Origin of the sequence: Rhizobium sp. CC1099 (assembly GCF_029714385.1) — a bacterium.
Lineage (GTDB): Bacteria > Pseudomonadota > Alphaproteobacteria > Rhizobiales > Rhizobiaceae > Rhizobium.
In genome coordinates, this window is the sequence record NZ_CP121641.1 from 2,950,186 (window position 1) to 2,967,999 (window position 17,814).

Consider the following 17,814-nt stretch of genomic DNA (forward strand, 5'->3'; position numbering starts at 1 on the left):
ATTGGCAATCAGATAGATCAAATCGACATCGGGGGAAGCCATGGAACCGGTCATGGACGTGCGTTCATTCAGGCAGGCTTTAGGGCAGTTCCCGACTGGGGTATGCGTGGTCACCAGCACGATCGGCGCGGAAAAACTCGGCGTCACGATCAGTTCGTTCAACTCGCTGTCGCTCAACCCGCCGCTGATCCTTTTCTCCATTGATCGCCGGGCCGCCAGCCTTTCCCAGTGGGCGCAGGCGGAGGGCTACGCGATCAACGTGTTGTCTGAGAACCAGGCGGATTTGTCGAGCCGATTTTCCAAGCCGCTTTCCAACAAATGGGAAGGGATCGCCTGCGAGACGATAGTCGGGCATGGCATCGTCCTTCCAGGAGCTGCAGCAGTGTTCCACTGCGCGCCTTGGGCTGCCCATGACGGTGGCGACCATCTGCTGTTCATTGGCAGAGTGACATCATTCCAATCGTTTTGGGACCGCCGGCCGCTCGTGTTCAGCAAGGGCCGATATGCCGCGCTAGAAAGTGAGAGGCACAACGAAGCGTCCTGGCCACTAGCAATGCACTATTGAGGGGGATGACATGTTGAAAACAGGTTCAGAGCATATCGAAACCCTGCGGGATGGCAGGCACGTGCTCATCAACGGAAAGCGCGCCGACGATGTCACGATCCATCCGGCCTTTTGCCAATCCATACAATCAGTGGCGCGGCTCTACGATTTCCAAAGCGCCGAGCAGAATCGCTCCCTCATGACATACGAGGTGAATGGCGTCGGCACTGCAAGCCGCATTTGGCAGATGCCTGGCAACCATGCGGAGCTGGTGGAGCGCCGAAGAGCGCTGGAGACCTGGGCAACGTTGCATTGCGGTTTCCTTGGCCGTGCGCCGGACCATGTCGCTTCCTGTCTGGCCGGCATGATGATGGGAATTGAGGTCTTTCAGGCCTACGATCCGAAGCGAGCCGACGCCCTTGCCGACTACTATCGATACGCCCGCGACAACGACCTTTACCTGACCTACGTGATCATCAACCCTCAGGCTGACCGGTCGAAGAGCGCAAGCCAGCAGCAGGACGGCACCTTGACGGCCGGCGTTGTCGACCAGGACGCGGAAGGTCTGACAATCCGCGGCGCAAAGATGTTGGCGACAGGCGGCATCATGGCCAACGAGGTGATCGTCACTTGTATCCAGCCGCTTTCACAAGGAGACGAGCCCTATGCAGTCTCCTTCGCAGTGCCCATGAATGCAGCCGGGCTGAAGATCATGTCCCGCAAGTCGTATGAAGAAAATGCAACCAGCGTCTTCGACAATCCGCTCGCCAGCCGCTTCGATGAGAACGATGCGATCCTTTATTTCGATGACGTCAAAGTGCCGTGGGATAGGGTTTTCATCAACCAGGACATCCACATGTGCCAGCAGCAGTTTCATGCGACGCCCGCCCATGTCCTGCAGAATTACCAGGCACAAATCCGCCTGATGGTGAAGATGCGATTTCTTCTGGGGTTGGCACATCGCATCACCGAGACCAACGGCGTCGTCAATTTCCCGCAGGTGCGCGAAACGCTCGGTGTCCTGGCGGCCCAGAGCGCGATGGTCGATGCGCTGGTGCATGCCATGGAGGTCAAGGGACGAAACTTCGGTGCCTACTTCGTCCCGGATGCGCACACGCTCTATTCGGCTCAGGTACTCACGCAGAAGCTCTATCCGGAAGTGATTTCGGCACTGCGTGAACTGGCCGGCGGCGGACTGATCATGCTGCCCTCAAGCGTCGAAGACTTCGCCGATCCCCAACTCAAGGCTCTGATCGAGAAGACCCAGCAATCACCATCCACGAGTGCCGAAGGGCGGGTGAAGCTCTTCAAGCTGGCCTGGGATGCGATCGGCTCCGAGTTCGCCTCGAGGCATACCCAATACGAGATGTTCTATGCGGGCGCGAACTTCGTCACCAGGAATCACAGTTATAGAACGTGCGACTGGCATTCCGGCACCCGATTGGTCGATCAGATGCTTGATTCCTATTCGCTCGAAAACGAACTTGGAGCCCTCGCGGCAGTGGTGGAATGACCATGCACCCGTCCACAATGAAAGAGCACAAGGAATTCCATCAGGTGGACATGGGACAGGGGTGGCATGTCCCTCCTGGCTACCCGGAGGGAATAGAGCAGAAAATACTGGCGGGGCGGCTTGACGAAGTGAAGGGCGAAGGCAACCGGACACGATTGCTGCGTTTCCTGCCGGGCGCGCGCACTGAAAAGCCGTTCGTGCATGACTACTGGGAAGAGGTCTATCTTCTCGAAGGCGACCTCATAGTCGGCGACAGGTCCCCCGAAACATATCCTGCTCATACCTACGCATGCCGTCCTCCAGGGGTCTTTCATGGGCCATTCAAATCAGAGATGGGCTGCTTGCTGCTGGAGATTCACTATTATGAGACGACATTGAGATGACCACTTCTGGCGCTTTCCGGAAGAAGATGGTGCTCCCCTTTCGCCAGCGGGAGAAAGGTCCAACAGGGCAGAGTCCTCATCCCATCAATAGTGGTCTTAGCGTGTTGAGGTGATCCACGGTATAGTCGAAAAAGGCAATAATCCTTGGCGTTTTTCGTATGTCCGGATGGGTCAGCAGATACCACCCGCGGTTCAGCTCTTCGACCGGTGCGGAGAGTTGAACAAGGGTCTCATGCATGTTGGCGATCGTGGTAGGCAATGGAGAGATTCCGAGGCCAGCCATTACGGCATGGAGGACACCGAGAACACTGTTGTTCGTCGCGGCGGTCTCCGCATCGGGAGCTATCCGTCGGAGCCACTCTGCAGCACGATGGTTTGACAGCGCGCCTTCAAATCCGATGATTGTATGGTTGGCGATGTCATGGAGGCCATTCAACGTCCCATGGCGATGGACGTAGTCGCGACTGCCGTATACAGCCCAGACTGAGTCGCCGATCCTTCGTCCCACCAGCTTTTCATCTGCCTGTTCGCCTGATCGGAGAGCTACGTCTGCTTCGCCCTTGGACAGGTCGAGATAGCCGTCGCTCATCACAAATTCCACCCGGAGGCTGGGATAGAGTTCGTAGAAGTCACTCAGGAACTGCGAGTTGGAAATTCGTGACACGAGGGGCTCAGGGCAGGTTAGCCGAATGATGCCTTTTAGTTCGTTGGCGTAGGCCTTCGCCTGCCGTTCGATGGCGATCATCGCTTTCTCGGCGTCTTCTGCCAATGGCAGGAGTGCAAGGCCAAGTTCCGTTAGCTGGTATCCCGACGGATGTCTTCGGACGAGGCCATGCCCGATCCTCCCTTCGAGTTCGGCGACGCGGCGATGAACCGTCGACTGATTGACGCCCATCGCTCTTGCCGCCGACAGGGTGCTCCCGTGCCTGGCAACTGCGATGAAGTATCTGATGTCGTCCCAGCCGAGCATAGGACCACTATGCGCTTTTGCGCGCGACCTTTGCAATGGTGCTGCTCCCGGCCGAACCGCCACTTGTCTAGTGTGGCGCAATTGGAAATGGAGGCAATCATGCAAGACATTAACGTACAGGATGCGATCTCGGCTCTTTTAGTCGGAGCAACGACATCCGCCGCGCCCACCGGAATGGCCAAGTTAAAGGTCCTTCACCGAGAGGCGACCCAGAGCCTTCCCCAACAGGAGGCGCAGGAAATAAGGGTACTCCTTGCGACGTTGGAGCCGGGTGATCGCACTCCATATCACTCTCATCGGTTTCCGGTAACGGTCTTTATGCTGAGCGGCGAATTCACGTTGGAACTCGATGGTCGAGACCCGGTCATCCTGCACGCGGGGAACGTCTTTGTTGAACCGTCCCTCGTTGCGATGACCGGACATAATCGGAGTGAAAGGCCCACGACAATGGCCCTGTTTTATGTCTCTGATCCCGACACGCCTTTCGCCGATGCGATCAGCTAGGCGGTCCCTGACTGGATTTGCGCGGAGCGGAAGAGAGCTATCTTCCGCTACCGGCCAGAGCTGCCCTGTCTTTGGAATTGCTCGGAGATGGCAATAGGATAGTCCCGACGACGGTTCTTGAGCGAGTGACGCCAATCCTCCGACTTCAGCAAGACCACCTGTCGGTCGTCATTATTGGCCAACCATAGGACTGTATAGCGTTGCAACTTCAAGCTAGCGCGTCTTGGCACATACTCGTTTGGGCTGGCTTGAGGCCAATGCCGCTTTCGCCCAATTGCGGTCATTGCAACAGTTAGTAGGCGACAGGGCACGAACGGCGGCTATGGGTTTTTCGTGTCATTCGGTTATTCTCCCCCGAACATCGATTACCATTGGAGCCCGAGAAAATGATCTCAGCCGGATATTGCCGACTTATGGCCCGTTACAACACTTGGCAGAATACCTCTTTGGTAACTGCCGCTGATGGGCTCACGAAAGTGGATCGCTGGAAGGATCGAGGTGCGTTCTTCCAATCGATCGCAGCTACGTTGAACCATCTTTATTGGGCTGATGCCCTGATTCTACAGCGATTAAAGGGGAACGAGCGCCCAGAGAAAAACATCAACCACCCCTCACAAGCCCATCGGATTGGGATGAGTTCAAGACGCTCCGTTTGCAACGGAACGAGGAAATCGAAGAGTGGGCAGCACGATTGCTCGACGCGGACCTCAACGGGATAGTTGTTTGGTATCCTGGGGGAGGTTCAACGCGGATCGAGAAGCCAAAGGCTCTCTGTGTTATTGAACTCTTCAACCACCAGACCCACCACCGGGGTCAGGTCCACGCGATGTTAACAGCAGCGGGTGCAGAACCAGAGCCAACTGACCTTTCGATGCTGGCATAGCTTGTCCGCTATCCGCCGATTGCGGGCGAGTGCTTTGTCGCGAAGCTCTCTGATATATGCACTTCAAGAAGAGCCCGCAAAAGGACCAATGTTTGAGAGGTTGCAGGAATATCTCGCGGCATATGTCATTGAGGTTGATCCGTAGGGGAGAATATCTGACTAGCCGGGGGCATGCAGAAGTCAATCTCCCACACAACTTGACTTCCTTCTATTCGAATGACGGTGTCCGGTGGCAGTTGCTCCATAATGCTGCAAATTTCTAACGCTATTCGCGATGGTCCAGCAGCCATCACACGTTGGACGAAGGCGGAGCAGATGGGACGAGCGGTTCGGCAGCGAGGGCCTGACGTAGGCGCTCCTCTTGCTCCGGAGACAGCGACGAGCGCAGAACCTTGGCATGCTCACCCTTGAATGCTTCCAGCACCTTCTCGGGCTGCGCCTTCCGGACGAGAAGGAACAGCGCCGAGCTACTGGCCGGAATCGCTTCGGCCAGCCGCTTGATGAGATCGTCATCGATCCCATAGTCGGTTATTGAACCGGCAAGCGCGCCCGATCCGGCGCCGAAGGCGCCACCGAGGACCATGCCCGCCAGCGGGTTGAGGAACAGGAGACCGACCAGCGATCCCCACAGAGCACCAGAAACGCCGCCGCTGGCCGCGCCGGCCGCGGTAAGATTGATGCTTTGCTTCAGGCGGACCTTGCCCGAGCTGTCGCGGACTGCGACGACGGCATCTTCCAAATCGACAAGGTATTCCTTCTCGAGTTGGACAAGCCGGTTGAGAATGGCGTCCGCCTTGTCGGCGGTATCGAAACCGAGCACCACGAGTTCTGACATCGAGTTTCTCCGCGTTAGTATCCCGACAGGACATAGCAGCCAAGTGGATTTCGTCCATGGATCAGACGCTAGATATGACCCTTCCTGCCGCTAACATCGGGAGGTGAGATCAAAATCAAGAGCACGGCATGAGGAAATCCGGCAGGCTTCACGCCAGCCTCTTGCGGCAAACTCGCCATAGGGTTTTCCGAGCGTGGTCAAAATCAGCTCGCGCAATTTATCCCACCTTGGATCGGCTGTGTCCCGCAAGTCAGGATCAATACGGACCGGCAGACCCAAACGATCAGCAATCAAGGTCGCAGTTTGATGCGCCTTCTTTTCAGGACTGCTGAGTATTTCCCTTACGTTGAAGCCGGAGAGGTGTTTCGCCAGCTTGATCGCGGCTGCCTTACCGGCCGCGCTGAGCTTCCAATCTATTGATGGCGTATTCTCGTCAATGAAAGGGATGCTGTGACGAACGAGACAATCCGAGATGTCAAAATTCCAATACCGGTTCGCCGTTGATCGGCTTCAGGGCCGGTCGCGATTGCCTCATTCACCATTCAGCCGCACGACCAGCTCGTCAACGGCAGCTTCCACGGTTTTCGACGCGCTATCGATCACAAACGGGCCGTGCCATTCGTCATACGCTCGCTCGGAAATCTCTTGCCATGTCGGCTTCACGAGACCTTCGACGTCGCTGACGCGTGTTTCAACACGCTTGCGGTGCTCTGCTTTATCTGAGCATACCACCTCGACCTCCACCGTTTTGACCCCAGCAGCCTGCGCGACCGAACGCCAAGATGCTCGGGTTATTTGGAGCGGATTGACGGAGTCCGCGATGACCGTTCGGCCGAGGGTCAGATTGTCTCCGGCGATGCCGTAAGCAACGATGTAGCCTGCAGGTCCGACGTCATCGGCCACTCCGGAAGCGGAGATTGCTTGCTCGATGGTATCGACGCGCACATGGACCGCATTCAGGCGCTGTGCCAAAGCGCGGGCAATTGTCGTCTTTCCACTGCCAGGCAGACCACCGAAGATAATGAGCATTGTGACCTTGGTGTTGGTTGCAGAAGCTCCACGGTTCAGTCCCTGCAGCTTTACGCACAACGCAATCATTCCCCATTAAGGATGGGCGCGCAATTCCCTTGTCAGCACCGGATTGTCACACCGGGCGCCGAAATGGTCCATCCAAGCGCCTCCAAAAAGCCCACCGCATCACTCGCAGCATCACAATCAATGTCTTCGACCCGTGCTGCGATGCGAATTCTTCAAGACCTTTCAAGAGCATGCGGCTGAACCCTTTGCCCTGAAGGGACGAAAACACCATTGCTTAAGTTGCAGCACCACCATTCTCCACACAAAAGCGTGAGTTCAGGGATGGTCAGTTACCGATTTCTCCGGATCGGACACCCTTTAGCTTGGCCGCCTTGAAGAGAACCGAACCCAGGCCAATCGTGTGTGGCGCTGATTCACCGCCGCGGACGAGTCGCGGTACGGTGTTTCCAAGCTATGGCCAGGTATAGTGGCGACTGCCGGCGCAGGCCGACTATTCGGGTGTTGCAACGCGAATCGGGCGAGTGCCGATCTTTGTCCCGGTGACGGCATCCACGGCTACCGGTTCAATTTCTGCTCCTGTCTCCGCGTCGACGTATCGCGCCAATCTGCCTTCGCCACGGTACCGGCGTCCCCACGCACCCAGTAAGACAAGCACCGGCAAGAAATCGCGTCCGGCGGTGGTCAGCAGGTACTCATCGCGCGGAGGCCGCTCCGAGTAGCGCTGCTTTTCCAGAAGTCCCTCCTCCGTCAGCGTCGCCAGCCGTCGGGTCAGAATAGTGGGGGCGATGCCCAGACTTTTCCGGAATTCGTCGAAGCGGGTGAGGCCCATGCTCGCGTCGCGAAGGATCAACATGCTCCACGCGTCGCCGACGCAGGTGAGGCTGCGGGCAATCGGGCAAGAGGCGTCGGGAAGATTCTTCATGTTCATATCATTTTGATAGTGACTTAGTATCTAAATGATAGTAACATCATTTCAAGCTGTAATCCAGCACAAAGAAAGAGGTGACTTCCATGAACAAGATCAATCTTGGCGCCCCCCATCCAGAACTTAACCGTCGGCGCGCGCAATCGGGTCATCATGTCACCACCGGCCACCCGAGATCGTCCAAACGGAGCCTCACGATGATCAACTTCATCGGTGGCCTGGCGGCATTCGGCCTGGCCGCGTCTCCGTTGCATGCCGATGAGCTGCCCCCCATGGCGGGGGAAAGTATCCATGTCGGCGATTTTCATGGCGTCTTCCACTACACCGACGAAAATGACGGCTATCGAGTGGTTGCAACGATTGCGGAGGGAGAGGCCGGAGTTCCGGTGCGTTTCTCGGCCACTCTCGCCGAGGGGCAATCGGCGACGATATCCGTGCCGGGGAAATTGGGCGAACCTAGCCAAAGCCTCGCGATTTCGCGCTCGGACGACAAGCTTGTCGTCACCGACGTGGGGTCGATGTCCAACAAGAAGCTAATTGGGGCCATTGCCGAGTAATGGCCTCATCGAATCACCCCCGGGGGCGAGCACATCTTCATTGGTGCGCACTGGATTGGCCCGCCGAGAACGTACAGGATTTAAGCACTGAGTCGGGAAGCATGCGCGGTGTTTCGTCTGCCTCAGGTGCAGACCCATTCACGGATCTTGCACTGGTTTTCCTGACCGCCACAGAGGCTCAGGGCCTTCCGTTCCGCTTCGCGACGGGTCATCGCCGAAGCGGTACCCCAGAACGGGGCTCCAGCGCGGGAGGTTCCACCTAGCGACAGAGCTGCACAATGCTCGTAGGGAAAGCCCGTGCCGTCGTCGTCATCCCAATGGCGATGGTTGCGGAACACTTCGACCACCTTGCAAGCCGCACCTTCCTCATTCACGCAATGCTTGAGCGCGGCATCTTCCGCTTCCGTCCTCTTCTCGGCGCCCCAGAAGAAACCGTGCCGGCCGTCCACAGGCGAAAACGCAATCGCGCCCCAGATGCCCTTCTCTTCGTGCGCAGGTCCCCGCTGCGGTATCACCAAATCGGCGGCATTGCCCGGCGAAATGCCAACGAGGGCGGCGATCAGTATGGGCCAGAGGCGACGGCCGATCGGCATATTCGTGCTCCAAAGTCGAGGTTGATCAGGCATGCTCCGCAGGCATCGATCCTCATCCGGCCATTCTCGCGACGGAGATGACGACGCAGGCGTTTCCGGTGGGGACCAGAAGAGCCTGGCCGCCATCGCCTGCCAGATTGAAAAGCATCGTGTTCGAAAGATTGTCCGCGAGGACGCTGCCTTTCGGAAGCGTCTGCATGATTTCCTGGCATGTCTTCTGGAACGGCGCCACTCGCACGAAGCCCCCTTCGCAGCCCTGGCCGATCGGAGACGCGAACACGACACCCGCCGCCTGCGCCTTGTAGTCGGGCAGGTCATAAACCATTCCAGCAACGGCCTGCACCGGATGGGTATCGGGCGACGATGTATTCCATTGCGTTTGCTCGGTATAGGTCGAGCCCAAGGTCAAGGCCTGCCCGAGCCCGGCGAAGACCTTGGCGCAGGTGCGGACGCCTGCTTGGCTCGCATGCTTTTGAAACGGCGTCTCGCCCGCCGCTGTACTCCCTGCCGCGGGCTTGTTCTCGGAAGGTTTGCTCTCAGCGGGCTTGCTCTCGGCGGGCGCTTGCGGCTGGGCCGAGGCGGTCTCCGCGACAAATCTCCCGAGCGGCGGATAGAAATAGAACGAGAGAACGACCGCCGCGGCGACCACAACGGCGAACATGACGGTCAGCGCGACGTTTCGCACCAGGCGCCAAACTGACCCTCGTGCAGATGGTCGACTTGCCAGAGGCTCTGCCGGTGCGTAGCTCTGCGAGTTGGTCAATATTCTGTCCTGGATGGATTGGCGGGTCATTTGTCTCTCGCTAGTTGATGGCTGACAGTGCAGACTTGAGCCCCTTGAAAGGGGCACCAAGGCTGACCGCCGCTCCCGAAGGCATGGAATAGGAAACGTTGATGGTTGCCTCTTTGCCGATTTGCTGTCGAAGAATCGGCCCGACGGGCAGGTAGCCGACGCAGACCGTGCTGTCACATGCACTCAGCTGGACGTCGACGGGTCTCTCCCGTCCGTCGATCCCGAGCGAAATCTTGCTCCCCGTTCCGAGCTGCGCCGGCGCCCGCAGGATCATGAAAGGCTTGCCTTTTTCATCGGCAGCCAGAGACCAGCTGAAGATGAGTACCTGATTTTGGTCGATGAAGGATTGGCTGATGTTGCACACCTTGCGTTTCGCCTTGAGATCCTCGTCGCAGATCAGATTCCAGTTTTCGAAGGGGTGAATGACCCGGCGATAGCTGCCCAATGGAACGCCTTGCGGCGGCACCACCTCTGACGGCTTTATCCGGTAGGATCCCGTTTCCTGACCAGCGACGGGCGAGACTCCGGTGAGGTGCAGGGAGGCCACTGCGAGCAAGACAAACCGCCCCGCACCGGCTCGGAATCGCATTTGGATGGGCTCGGCAAATGAACGGAACATTGACAGACGAGAGCTTCATGATGAGAACCGAGGGCTTGAAGATCGCGACGAACACCGCCGCGAACTCGTAGTGGAGAGGCAAATCAACGGGCGAGCGAGGGGCTTTCCGAATGTGCGGGAGCCCACCACGCCGTAGTGACCTCAATTCAAGGTTACGCTGAGGCCTGCCCCGACGCCCCACGCGCCGCCCGCGGTCGTGCCGGACAGGTTGGCGCGGACGCGGCCAGTCTCACTTGTGTAGCCGGCGCCGAACGCAAACGCTCCCTCATTGCGCCAAAAGCCGCCGCCGACCGCGACGCTGAGCTTACCGGGCCTATCGTCATAGCGTAGAGACGCCGCCGCCAGGCCGATCGCCGCCGCCTGCCGAGCCTCGCCTCGAATGTCGCCTATATCCGTGTTGAGCTGGCTCAGTCTGGAGTCGGTGTAGGCTTTCGACTGCTCAAGCGTCGTGCCCGCCACCTGGTCGGTGTAGCTGTGGGCCTGGTCGACCGCCCAGGTCACCCGGCCGTCGGTATAGGACTTTGACTCGGCCAATGTGGTCGACATTCCGTCGTTCATCTGCCTTACGTTCACCGCATCCGTGTCAGCCACGCCTGTCCCGACGTTGTGGATGATGACCGGCGCGCTCGGATCGCCGCCCACGAGGGTTAGTGAGTTCGCTCTCGTGCCGTCCGGGTTCTCGTCATATTTGACGGCGAACTCCTCAAGATCGCCAACTCCCGACTGCAGGGATTCGACCGCCTGATTGGTCGCATAGAGTTGGCTGCCGTTGATGGCGTCGGTGGATACGGCGCTGATGCGCCCCGCAGCCACATTGGTGATTGTGCGTTCACTGCCAGCGCTGCCCACGCTCACGGTGCTTGTTGGGCTCGCGCCCGCGAAGGTATAGGCGACGCCGTTGATCGTAGTGCCGGTGGTCGCCACTGCAGCCGCGGTTGTCGAGCCCGCACCGAGAGCCACGCTGCCCGGTTCACTGGCCGTTGCGCCGGCGCCAAGCGCCATTGCCTGGACACCGTTCGCAGTCGAATTCGTGCCGAGCGCGATGCCGTCGGCCAAGTTGACGGTCGAGTTCTGGCCGATGGCGATGCCACCGGGCGCCGTCATCTGGACGACCGCGCCGTTGCCCATGCCGATGCCGTTATCGCCGTTGACGGTCGTGCGGGGGCCGATTGCGACGGAGTCGACGCCGACCGCGAGCGAATCTGAAGCCGTCGAATTGGCGTGGAAGTAGGTGGTGGGCGACACCGCGAACGAGGCCAGTGCCCCCTTGAGCTGGCGGATGGTGGCTGCGTCCTGGTCCTCCGTGCCGTCGGCGACGTTGGTGATCTGCCGGTAGGACGTCGAGTTGCCTACCGAGACCGCGCCGAGAAGGGTCTTGTCGGTCGTGTTGTACGGAACCAGGCCGGTGCCGGAGATGATGCTACCGGACGTTGGCGCGATCGCCCGGTCGGCCACCGAGCCTGAACCGAGCGCCACGGCGCCAAGCACCGTCGACTGGGTGTTCTGGCCGATGGCGAGCGAGGCGTCGGCACTTGCCTGGGCGTTCGAGCCTGCCGCGAAGCTGTTGTTGCCGGTTGCGACGCTCTGCGGGCCGATGGCGACCGAGTCGATTCCCACGGCGTTCGAATCGGCAAGCGTTGAATTGGCGTGGAAATACTTTATCCCGCCGCCGGTAAGCGCATCGTCGAAGCTTGTCAGGCTGTTGTCGATGGCCGTGAAGGCGCCACCCACCGTCGTGTAGCTGTTGCCCGCGATCGTGTAGGTCGGGCTGCTGACCGTGCCGTCCGGGTTCACAGTGGCGCCGCCGCCGAGGATGTTGGCGATGCTCAGGGACGCGCCGTAGAGCTGCGAGCCATTGATCGCTTCGGTCGAGGTCGAGGAGACCGTCCCGTCCAAAAGGCCGCTGATGCCGGTGCCGTTCATAACGAGACCCGAGGCGTCGAACACTTGTCCGCTTGACAGCGTCAGGCTGTCGGCGGTGAGCGCCGGTGTCGTGGCAATTGTGATATCCGTGCCGCTGCGCGTGACGGAGATGTTCTGCCCGTTTAGGAGTTGTACCGTGCCGCCCGGAGCGACATTCGTCGCCGCATCCCCGTTCGCCTGCAGGTTCCAGCCGGCTGAGGCCGTGCTGCTTACCGCAGAGAGGGCAGACTGCACGCTGTTGTAGGTCGTGCCGCCGATCGCAAGCCCCGCCGTCACCTGGTTGGTGGTCGCGTTATAGGCAGAGGTGCCGCCCAGCGCCGTCGACACGCTCGTGCCGAGCGTGTCGACATCGGATCCGACTGCCGTGATCGCCTGGTTCGTCGCGAAGAGCTGCGAACCGTTGATCGCATCGGTCGAGGTCGAGGAGATCCGACCCGCTGCCACATTGGTGATGGTGCGCTCGGCGCCGGGGGCACCGATGCTTACCGTCGAGGTCGGGGTCGTGCCGGCGAAGTTGTAGGTTGTTCCGTTGATAGAGGTGTTCGGCGTGGCGACCGCAGCCGCCGTGGTGCTGCCCGAGCCGAGAGCCACGGCTCCGGCATTTGTCGCGGCTGCGCCGGCGCCAAGCGCCATCGCGTTGGCGGCAGCCGCATTGGCCTGGCTTCCCATGGCGATGGCACTCGCGCCATTGGCGATGTTGCGGTCGCCGATGGCCACCGCACCCTGACCGGCCACGGTGTTCTGGTAGCCGATGCCGACCGCACCCTGTGCCGCCGTGCCGGGCGTGCTCACCGCCTGGCCGCCACCGCCGACCATATTGGTGTTGCCCATTGCGACCGAGCCGGTGGCGGTGTTGTCCATGCCCTGCGCAACGGCGCCATCGCCGGTGGCGGTGTTGGGATCGCCGATCGCCACCGCGCCATTGCCGTTGGCGACATTGCCGGAGCCGATGGACACGGCCTTGCCGCCCGTCGCCACCGCATTCGTCCCCATGGCGACCGCATCGGCGGAATCGGCCGTCGCGTTCGTGCCGATGGCGATGGCGCTCGCAGCGCTGGCCGCTGATTGCCCGCCGACGGCAATGGCGTTGACGCCCGAGGCATTTGCGCCGGCTGTCGCATTGCCGCCGAGCGCCAATGCGCCCGTCGCGCTGCTGGTTGCCCCGATACCAACTGCGGTGGAGAATGCGCCGCTGGAGTTCGCGTTGTTCCCTAGCGCGATGCCGGAGGTCGCCGCGCTGCCGACGACTGCTCCCGATCCCAGCGCGACCCCGCCGAAACTCAGCGCCTGTGCCTGGTTGCCCAAGGCGGTCCCGAAACTCCCTGACGCAGTGGAACGAGGGCCAAGGGCAGTCGCGCTTTCGCCCGACGCTGTGGCCTGATAGCCACCAGCGAACGAACTGAGCGCGCTGGCGTTGGCTTCGCGGCCAACGGCCGTTGCAAAGGTGGCGCTGGCCGTGGAACTGACACCGACCGCGGTGGAGTTCCCTCCCGAAGCGACGGCGAAGGTGCCCAAGGCGCTGGCGCCGGCTGCGGTAGCACTGGCCTGAACACCGAGCGCGACCGAATTGATGCCGCTTGAGATCGTGCCGGCGCCCAGCGCCATGGCGCCGCCGGTGCCTGAGGCCGCCGCATCCTGGCCGAGTGCCACCGCGTATTGTCCTGACGCGCTGGACCGGGTCCCTATCGCAACGGCGTTGAGTTGGGATGCCCTCACATCTGTGCCGATGCCGATGGCACCCACAGCAGTGGCACCTGTCCCAGCGACGGTGCGCGCGCCAAGATAGACGGAGTTCAACTGTGAGGCGACCGACTGGAAGCCGATCGCGATGGCATTCTGGTTGCCCGCACTAGCGCTGGTGCCCTGGGCAATGGAATCGATTCCAGCCTGCGTTGCTCCAGAGCCAACCGCGACACCGCGTAACCCGGTCGCGGTAGCGCTAGGTCCCACGGCAACACTGCCGGAGCCAGTCGCCGAGCCGCCGCCGGCGGCATATTGCGCCAGCGCCGGGGTGGTGATCATGAACATCGCGGCCATAACGCAGCCGAAGCTTCCGCCGATGCCAAGCATCCCGCACCCCAGCCGATCTCGTCTCGGGCCGAGCGCGCGGTGCGCCAGGCGCAGCGCCATCATGAGCCGGCGGCGCAGCGAGCGGCTGCCTTTGTGCGCACCGCTCCACCAGCTTTCGGCGAAGTGGCCCGGTCGACGTTGCACGATTGTACCCTGTATCGATGTCACGGGATGAGGACCTCCTGTACGGCTTTGCTCTCGATCGCGGCAGACTCCCCCGGCCCTTCCGGTGATGCGTGTCGGTTCGAGGATGGCATGATCGGGCTAGCATCGACGCCATACGCCAGAAGCGCGTGACCATGCCTGCCGCCGATTGCTTCGACACTTGCGAGCGTGCTCTCCAGCCAGGCATCGCCCTCGTCGGGCACCGCTACAAGCGCCCTCGCGGCCCGCTCGGCCGGGATCACCTCTTCGAGATGGAATCGAATTGCCTTGAGGTGCTGAGCGGGGGGCCTGCCGGCAAGCACCACCGCGGTGAGGCCGTAGATATAGTTGGCGAGCACCATGTCCCATTTGGCTTCGGAAAGCCCGCCTCGGTAGCGCGTTTCCAAAGCCTCGAATGCGGACCGCACCCTTTGACTGATCTCTTCCGAAATGATCTGCCGCATCTCGGCCGCCTCGCCACAATCACGGACCAATCGATGCGCCCCTCCACTCATGATCCGAGCACGGCGCAAAGACAAAATCCGGGCACCACAATCAACTGTTGCGAACAGACACGAGGGCTCGCTGGAGGTCTTTCAGGAAATGTTCGGCTTTTGTCAGAAAATTGCGGTTCGGGCTCCGATCAGCCACCCCGTCACTTTTTTGCCACGGCCTTTCCACTTTTGAAATGGCGCGCTCGACAGGACTGTTACCTTTTCCGGCTGCGACGCTGTGCTTGCGCATCGTTGACCTGAGATGGCATTTTCTTTGAAACGCCCGCACGCCATGCTGATGGGAGAGCCGGTGAAGGCCGCGGCTCGCGCATGTTCAACGCAAGCAATAGGCCCACGTCGCTCGCCGTTCGCAGATCACGCCGCTGGTGGGCCTGGTGGCATTGCCACAAAGACTGGCCGTCGCAATGCCGGACCGGAGCGGGGCGGCTCCTATGCGCGTTTGAGTAGACGAAATTGATTCGGAGTATTCTGCCGCAATTTGCGCATAACCGATGTCAGATGGCTTTGACTTGAGAAGCCGGACAAGTAGGCAACTTCTGCCACGCTCACATCTTCATTCGAGAGTAGGCGTTCAGCGCAATCCAGGCGAAGATTGAGAACGTATTGGTGCGGCGGTTGCCCGAACGTATTTGTAAATGCTTGAATAAAATGGCTCTTTGATAATTTTGCGACGCCCGCAAGCTCGGCGATCGAGAGCTTTCGACTGAAATTGTCGCCCAAATAATCCTGCACCCGTCTTGCGGCAAGTATAGACAGCCGCCCCCTGCGCGCAGGTGCTTCAATAGCCACGCCATAGTTTCGAAGCAAATGAATGCCGAAAATGGTGATCAGCGAATCGAGATAGAGGTCATTACCGGAATCCTTTCGAGACAGCTCCGCCTTCATGAGCCTTGCTAAATGTAAGGCATGGGCGTCTGGCTGCCTGGATGGTCCTGGGCGTAGTTCCAACGAGGAGCCCGGAATTTCGCTTTGTGCGAGCTCCTGCAAGCTGGAAGGAGGGATCGAGACCGTTATCGTTTCGCGCGGATATGACCAGATCAGGCGACAGTCTATATCCGCCGGACTAACCGTGACCGTACCGGCCGATGCGCTGAGCGTTAGAAATTCATCGGTTCCAAGCGCGAAGTCGATTCCTCTCGACGGGGCGAGATAAATAGCCGTCACGTAACTGTTCGGCCGATAGGTATGAGAGCCGGGTCCAGTCCGCCTCTCATACACAACAGCACCGCGAATCGTTGACGCCCGTGGACCGGCAGATTCAGGGATAATCTGAAACACATTGTGTTTTGCACCCAGGTGATCATCGTCAACCGAATGGCTGCTGTTGACGTCGGCACATTCAAACATCGGCTCGCTTACCCCTCAGCTCTGCCCAAGTTATCGCGACAATCCGGTCCAGTTCCCCCACGCGGTGTAATCGTAAAATGCCACCTCCAACTTCCGCGCAATGGATGAGAGCCAACAGAAAATGTCAACGTGAGATTACAGTTTTCAGCACGTTTCACGAAATTGCGATCAGAGCTCTCGCGTAGACGCCGGCAAAGCTTGAACGATGACGCTTGCGCGAAAGACATCAACGGACTGTATCTAAATCGGCTAATGCCGCAGAGACCAAGAAAAGCAACTAACGCTTGAATTGCGGCATTACTACCCTCTCCGCCTTTGAAAAATAATCTGGTTAACCAGGTCAAAAGTTTTGATGTTACCGAAGTACAGAAAGAAATAAAAAATTGTGGCGCTTCGAATTGATTTCTATCGCTGGTTTCGAGTTTTCGAATAAACGTATTTGTATGCATTTCAATGTCGTGCTGGGGCTTAACAATTGTTCGAAGGACTTGTTGTTTTGGGCTGCAGGATCTAAGCAATCCATTAATTGGACTGGGAGGGCGGCAATGGAGCCACTATCGACATGGGCCTGCGATGGATGCGGCGAAAAAAGACCAGATGTATTAGCAGATCTATGGAAGTTGCTGCGTGTCTCTATAACCAGACACAATGGGAAGTGTTTGTTTGACGACACGGTAAACCTTTGCCCTACTTGCCAACGTCAGCTTCTTCATCACATCAAATCGCATAAGTTGTTCAGCCGTTAATCATTACGACAGCCCTGATCGAAGGAGAACTTGGGCTCAACACCTCAGGAGTTTTTACCGGCGTGCTGTACGCCAATGGGTGTCGGTTAAAGCGACTACTGCGATCGATTGATCTGCTGACCCATCGATTTCAACCAGACATCACCTTGGGCAGAGACACAGGCGCCCGCAGCCCCGGCCACTTCTGCGCCGGCCCATTCTAGGAAAGAACGATGTCTCCACCGTGGTGGCGGACGATGGCGCGGGCGATCGAACGGTCCGTCATGGTACAACTAATATATCATAAAAGTTGCATATAACGCCATAATGGAATATGTACGTTCTATTATGAGGAAAAGTACTCTACCATCTCTAAACGCTCAGAACGCTCTCAGGAAACTCGGAGCTGACATGCGCCGCGCGAAAGCGCCGCAAGATTACACAGCAGCGGCTCGCTGATGGTGCCGGCGTAACCTTGCCGACTATCCGTCGTCTCGAAAATGGCGACGCAGGCGTTTCGCTTGCCACTCTTGCCATGGCACTCGTGGTCCTCGGAGAAGGGAAACGCCTTGCAGATCTTCTCGACGTTGGCGCCGACGACGTTGGGCTGATGCTTGAGAACCAGCGGCTCCCACAGCGAGTTCGCGTATCTCGCAAAAAGTCCACCATGGAGAAACCAGGCACGGCTGAAGCTGCTCCGTCGCTTCCTCAGAATGACGACAAATTTGGTGAGGCGTTTTGATGGGTCAGCGTACCTTGAAAGTCTGCATCGGTAGTGGCGGCCTGGACGTTGGAACACTCCGGTTTGAGGCCCAGGGCAATCGAGCGTTCAGCAGCTTCCAGTACGCGGAATCCTGGCTGTAGAACCGGCGAAGGTTTGCGATCGCACCCTTCGTGCCTCTCAGCCCATGCTATTTGCCACACTCACAATCG

The 17,814-nt window shown here is 59.3% G+C and carries 17 protein-coding genes; 7 read left to right on the forward strand and 10 right to left on the reverse strand.

The window, feature by feature from the left end:
- Positions 1–40: 40 nt before the first annotated feature.
- The 3 genes from QA644_RS14925 to QA644_RS14935 are packed head-to-tail and all read left to right on the forward strand — an operon-like array spanning position 41 to position 2,440.
- Positions 41–565, forward strand: coding sequence for a flavin reductase family protein (locus tag QA644_RS14925; RefSeq protein WP_092583669.1), 525 nt, complete (start codon positions 41–43; stop codon positions 563–565).
- A 10-nt stretch (positions 566–575) separates the two neighbouring features.
- On the forward strand, positions 576–2,057 hold the full coding sequence (locus QA644_RS14930) for a 4-hydroxyphenylacetate 3-hydroxylase N-terminal domain-containing protein (RefSeq protein ID WP_283069272.1): 1,482 nt from the start codon (positions 576–578) through the stop codon (positions 2,055–2,057).
- Entirely contained in the window at positions 2,054–2,440 is a 387-nt protein-coding gene (locus QA644_RS14935) for a cupin domain-containing protein (RefSeq protein ID WP_283069274.1), read from the forward strand. The genes QA644_RS14930 and QA644_RS14935 overlap by 4 nt, the downstream gene beginning before the upstream one ends.
- A gap of 76 nt (positions 2,441–2,516) precedes the next feature.
- Here QA644_RS14935 and QA644_RS14940 read toward each other — a convergent pair whose 3' ends face one another.
- The gene (locus tag QA644_RS14940; RefSeq protein WP_194729483.1) at positions 2,517–3,410 is read right to left on the reverse strand and encodes a LysR family transcriptional regulator; all 894 of its coding nucleotides are present in this window, start codon (positions 3,408–3,410) and stop codon (positions 2,517–2,519) included.
- A 99-nt stretch (positions 3,411–3,509) separates the two neighbouring features.
- On the opposite strand from QA644_RS14940, the gene QA644_RS14945 reads away from it, so the two are divergent.
- From QA644_RS14945 to QA644_RS14955, 3 genes are all read left to right on the forward strand, one after another.
- On the forward strand, positions 3,510–3,914 hold the full coding sequence (locus QA644_RS14945) for a cupin domain-containing protein (protein ID WP_194729484.1): 405 nt from the start codon (positions 3,510–3,512) through the stop codon (positions 3,912–3,914).
- A 413-nt stretch (positions 3,915–4,327) separates the two neighbouring features.
- Positions 4,328–4,633 carry a DinB family protein gene (locus tag QA644_RS14950; protein WP_283069276.1) on the forward strand — a complete coding sequence of 102 codons (306 nt, stop codon included), beginning with the start codon at positions 4,328–4,330 and terminating at the stop codon, positions 4,631–4,633.
- Positions 4,606–4,797, forward strand: a complete 192-nt coding sequence (locus QA644_RS14955) for a DinB family protein (protein ID WP_283069278.1) — start codon at positions 4,606–4,608, stop codon at positions 4,795–4,797. Before QA644_RS14950 ends, QA644_RS14955 begins: the two co-directional genes overlap by 28 nt.
- A 289-nt stretch (positions 4,798–5,086) precedes the next feature.
- Here QA644_RS14955 and QA644_RS14960 read toward each other — a convergent pair whose 3' ends face one another.
- The 3 genes from QA644_RS14960 to QA644_RS14970 all read right to left on the reverse strand — a co-directional run bounded on the left by QA644_RS14960 (position 5,087) and on the right by QA644_RS14970 (position 7,592).
- A complete protein-coding gene (locus QA644_RS14960; RefSeq protein WP_283069280.1) occupies positions 5,087–5,632 on the reverse strand; it encodes a DUF1269 domain-containing protein in 546 nt (181 codons plus the stop codon).
- A gap of 531 nt (positions 5,633–6,163) precedes the next feature.
- A complete protein-coding gene (locus QA644_RS14965) occupies positions 6,164–6,661 on the reverse strand; it encodes an AAA family ATPase (RefSeq protein ID WP_283069281.1) in 498 nt (165 codons plus the stop codon).
- 499 nt (positions 6,662–7,160) lie between these two features.
- Positions 7,161–7,592 (reverse strand): helix-turn-helix domain-containing protein, encoded by a 432-nt coding sequence (locus QA644_RS14970; RefSeq protein ID WP_283069283.1) that lies wholly within the window; start codon positions 7,590–7,592, stop codon positions 7,161–7,163.
- Between the two features lie 89 nt (positions 7,593–7,681).
- On the opposite strand from QA644_RS14970, the gene QA644_RS14975 reads away from it, so the two are divergent.
- Entirely contained in the window at positions 7,682–8,152 is a 471-nt protein-coding gene (locus tag QA644_RS14975; protein WP_283069285.1) for a hypothetical protein, read from the forward strand.
- 122 nt (positions 8,153–8,274) lie between these two features.
- On the opposite strand, the gene QA644_RS14980 is transcribed toward QA644_RS14975, so the two are convergent.
- From QA644_RS14980 to QA644_RS15005, 6 genes are all read right to left on the reverse strand, one after another.
- Complete coding sequence (locus QA644_RS14980) at positions 8,275–8,745, reverse strand: DUF4189 domain-containing protein (RefSeq protein WP_283069286.1); 471 nt, start codon at positions 8,743–8,745, stop codon at positions 8,275–8,277.
- A gap of 52 nt (positions 8,746–8,797) precedes the next feature.
- Positions 8,798–9,538, reverse strand: coding sequence for a hypothetical protein (locus tag QA644_RS14985; protein ID WP_283069288.1), 741 nt, complete (start codon positions 9,536–9,538; stop codon positions 8,798–8,800).
- Positions 9,539–9,548: 10 nt separating this feature from the next.
- The gene (locus tag QA644_RS14990; protein WP_349254118.1) at positions 9,549–10,085 is read right to left on the reverse strand and encodes an invasion associated locus B family protein; all 537 of its coding nucleotides are present in this window, start codon (positions 10,083–10,085) and stop codon (positions 9,549–9,551) included.
- Positions 10,086–10,298: 213 nt separating this feature from the next.
- Positions 10,299–14,318, reverse strand: coding sequence for a YadA-like family protein (locus tag QA644_RS14995; protein ID WP_283069292.1), 4,020 nt, complete (start codon positions 14,316–14,318; stop codon positions 10,299–10,301).
- On the reverse strand, positions 14,315–14,758 hold the full coding sequence (locus tag QA644_RS15000) for a hypothetical protein (RefSeq protein ID WP_283069294.1): 444 nt from the start codon (positions 14,756–14,758) through the stop codon (positions 14,315–14,317). The genes QA644_RS14995 and QA644_RS15000 overlap by 4 nt, the downstream gene beginning before the upstream one ends.
- A 480-nt stretch (positions 14,759–15,238) precedes the next feature.
- Positions 15,239–16,156 carry an AraC family transcriptional regulator gene (locus tag QA644_RS15005; protein WP_283069296.1) on the reverse strand — a complete coding sequence of 306 codons (918 nt, stop codon included), beginning with the start codon at positions 16,154–16,156 and terminating at the stop codon, positions 15,239–15,241.
- Positions 16,157–17,814 lie beyond the last annotated feature (1,658 nt).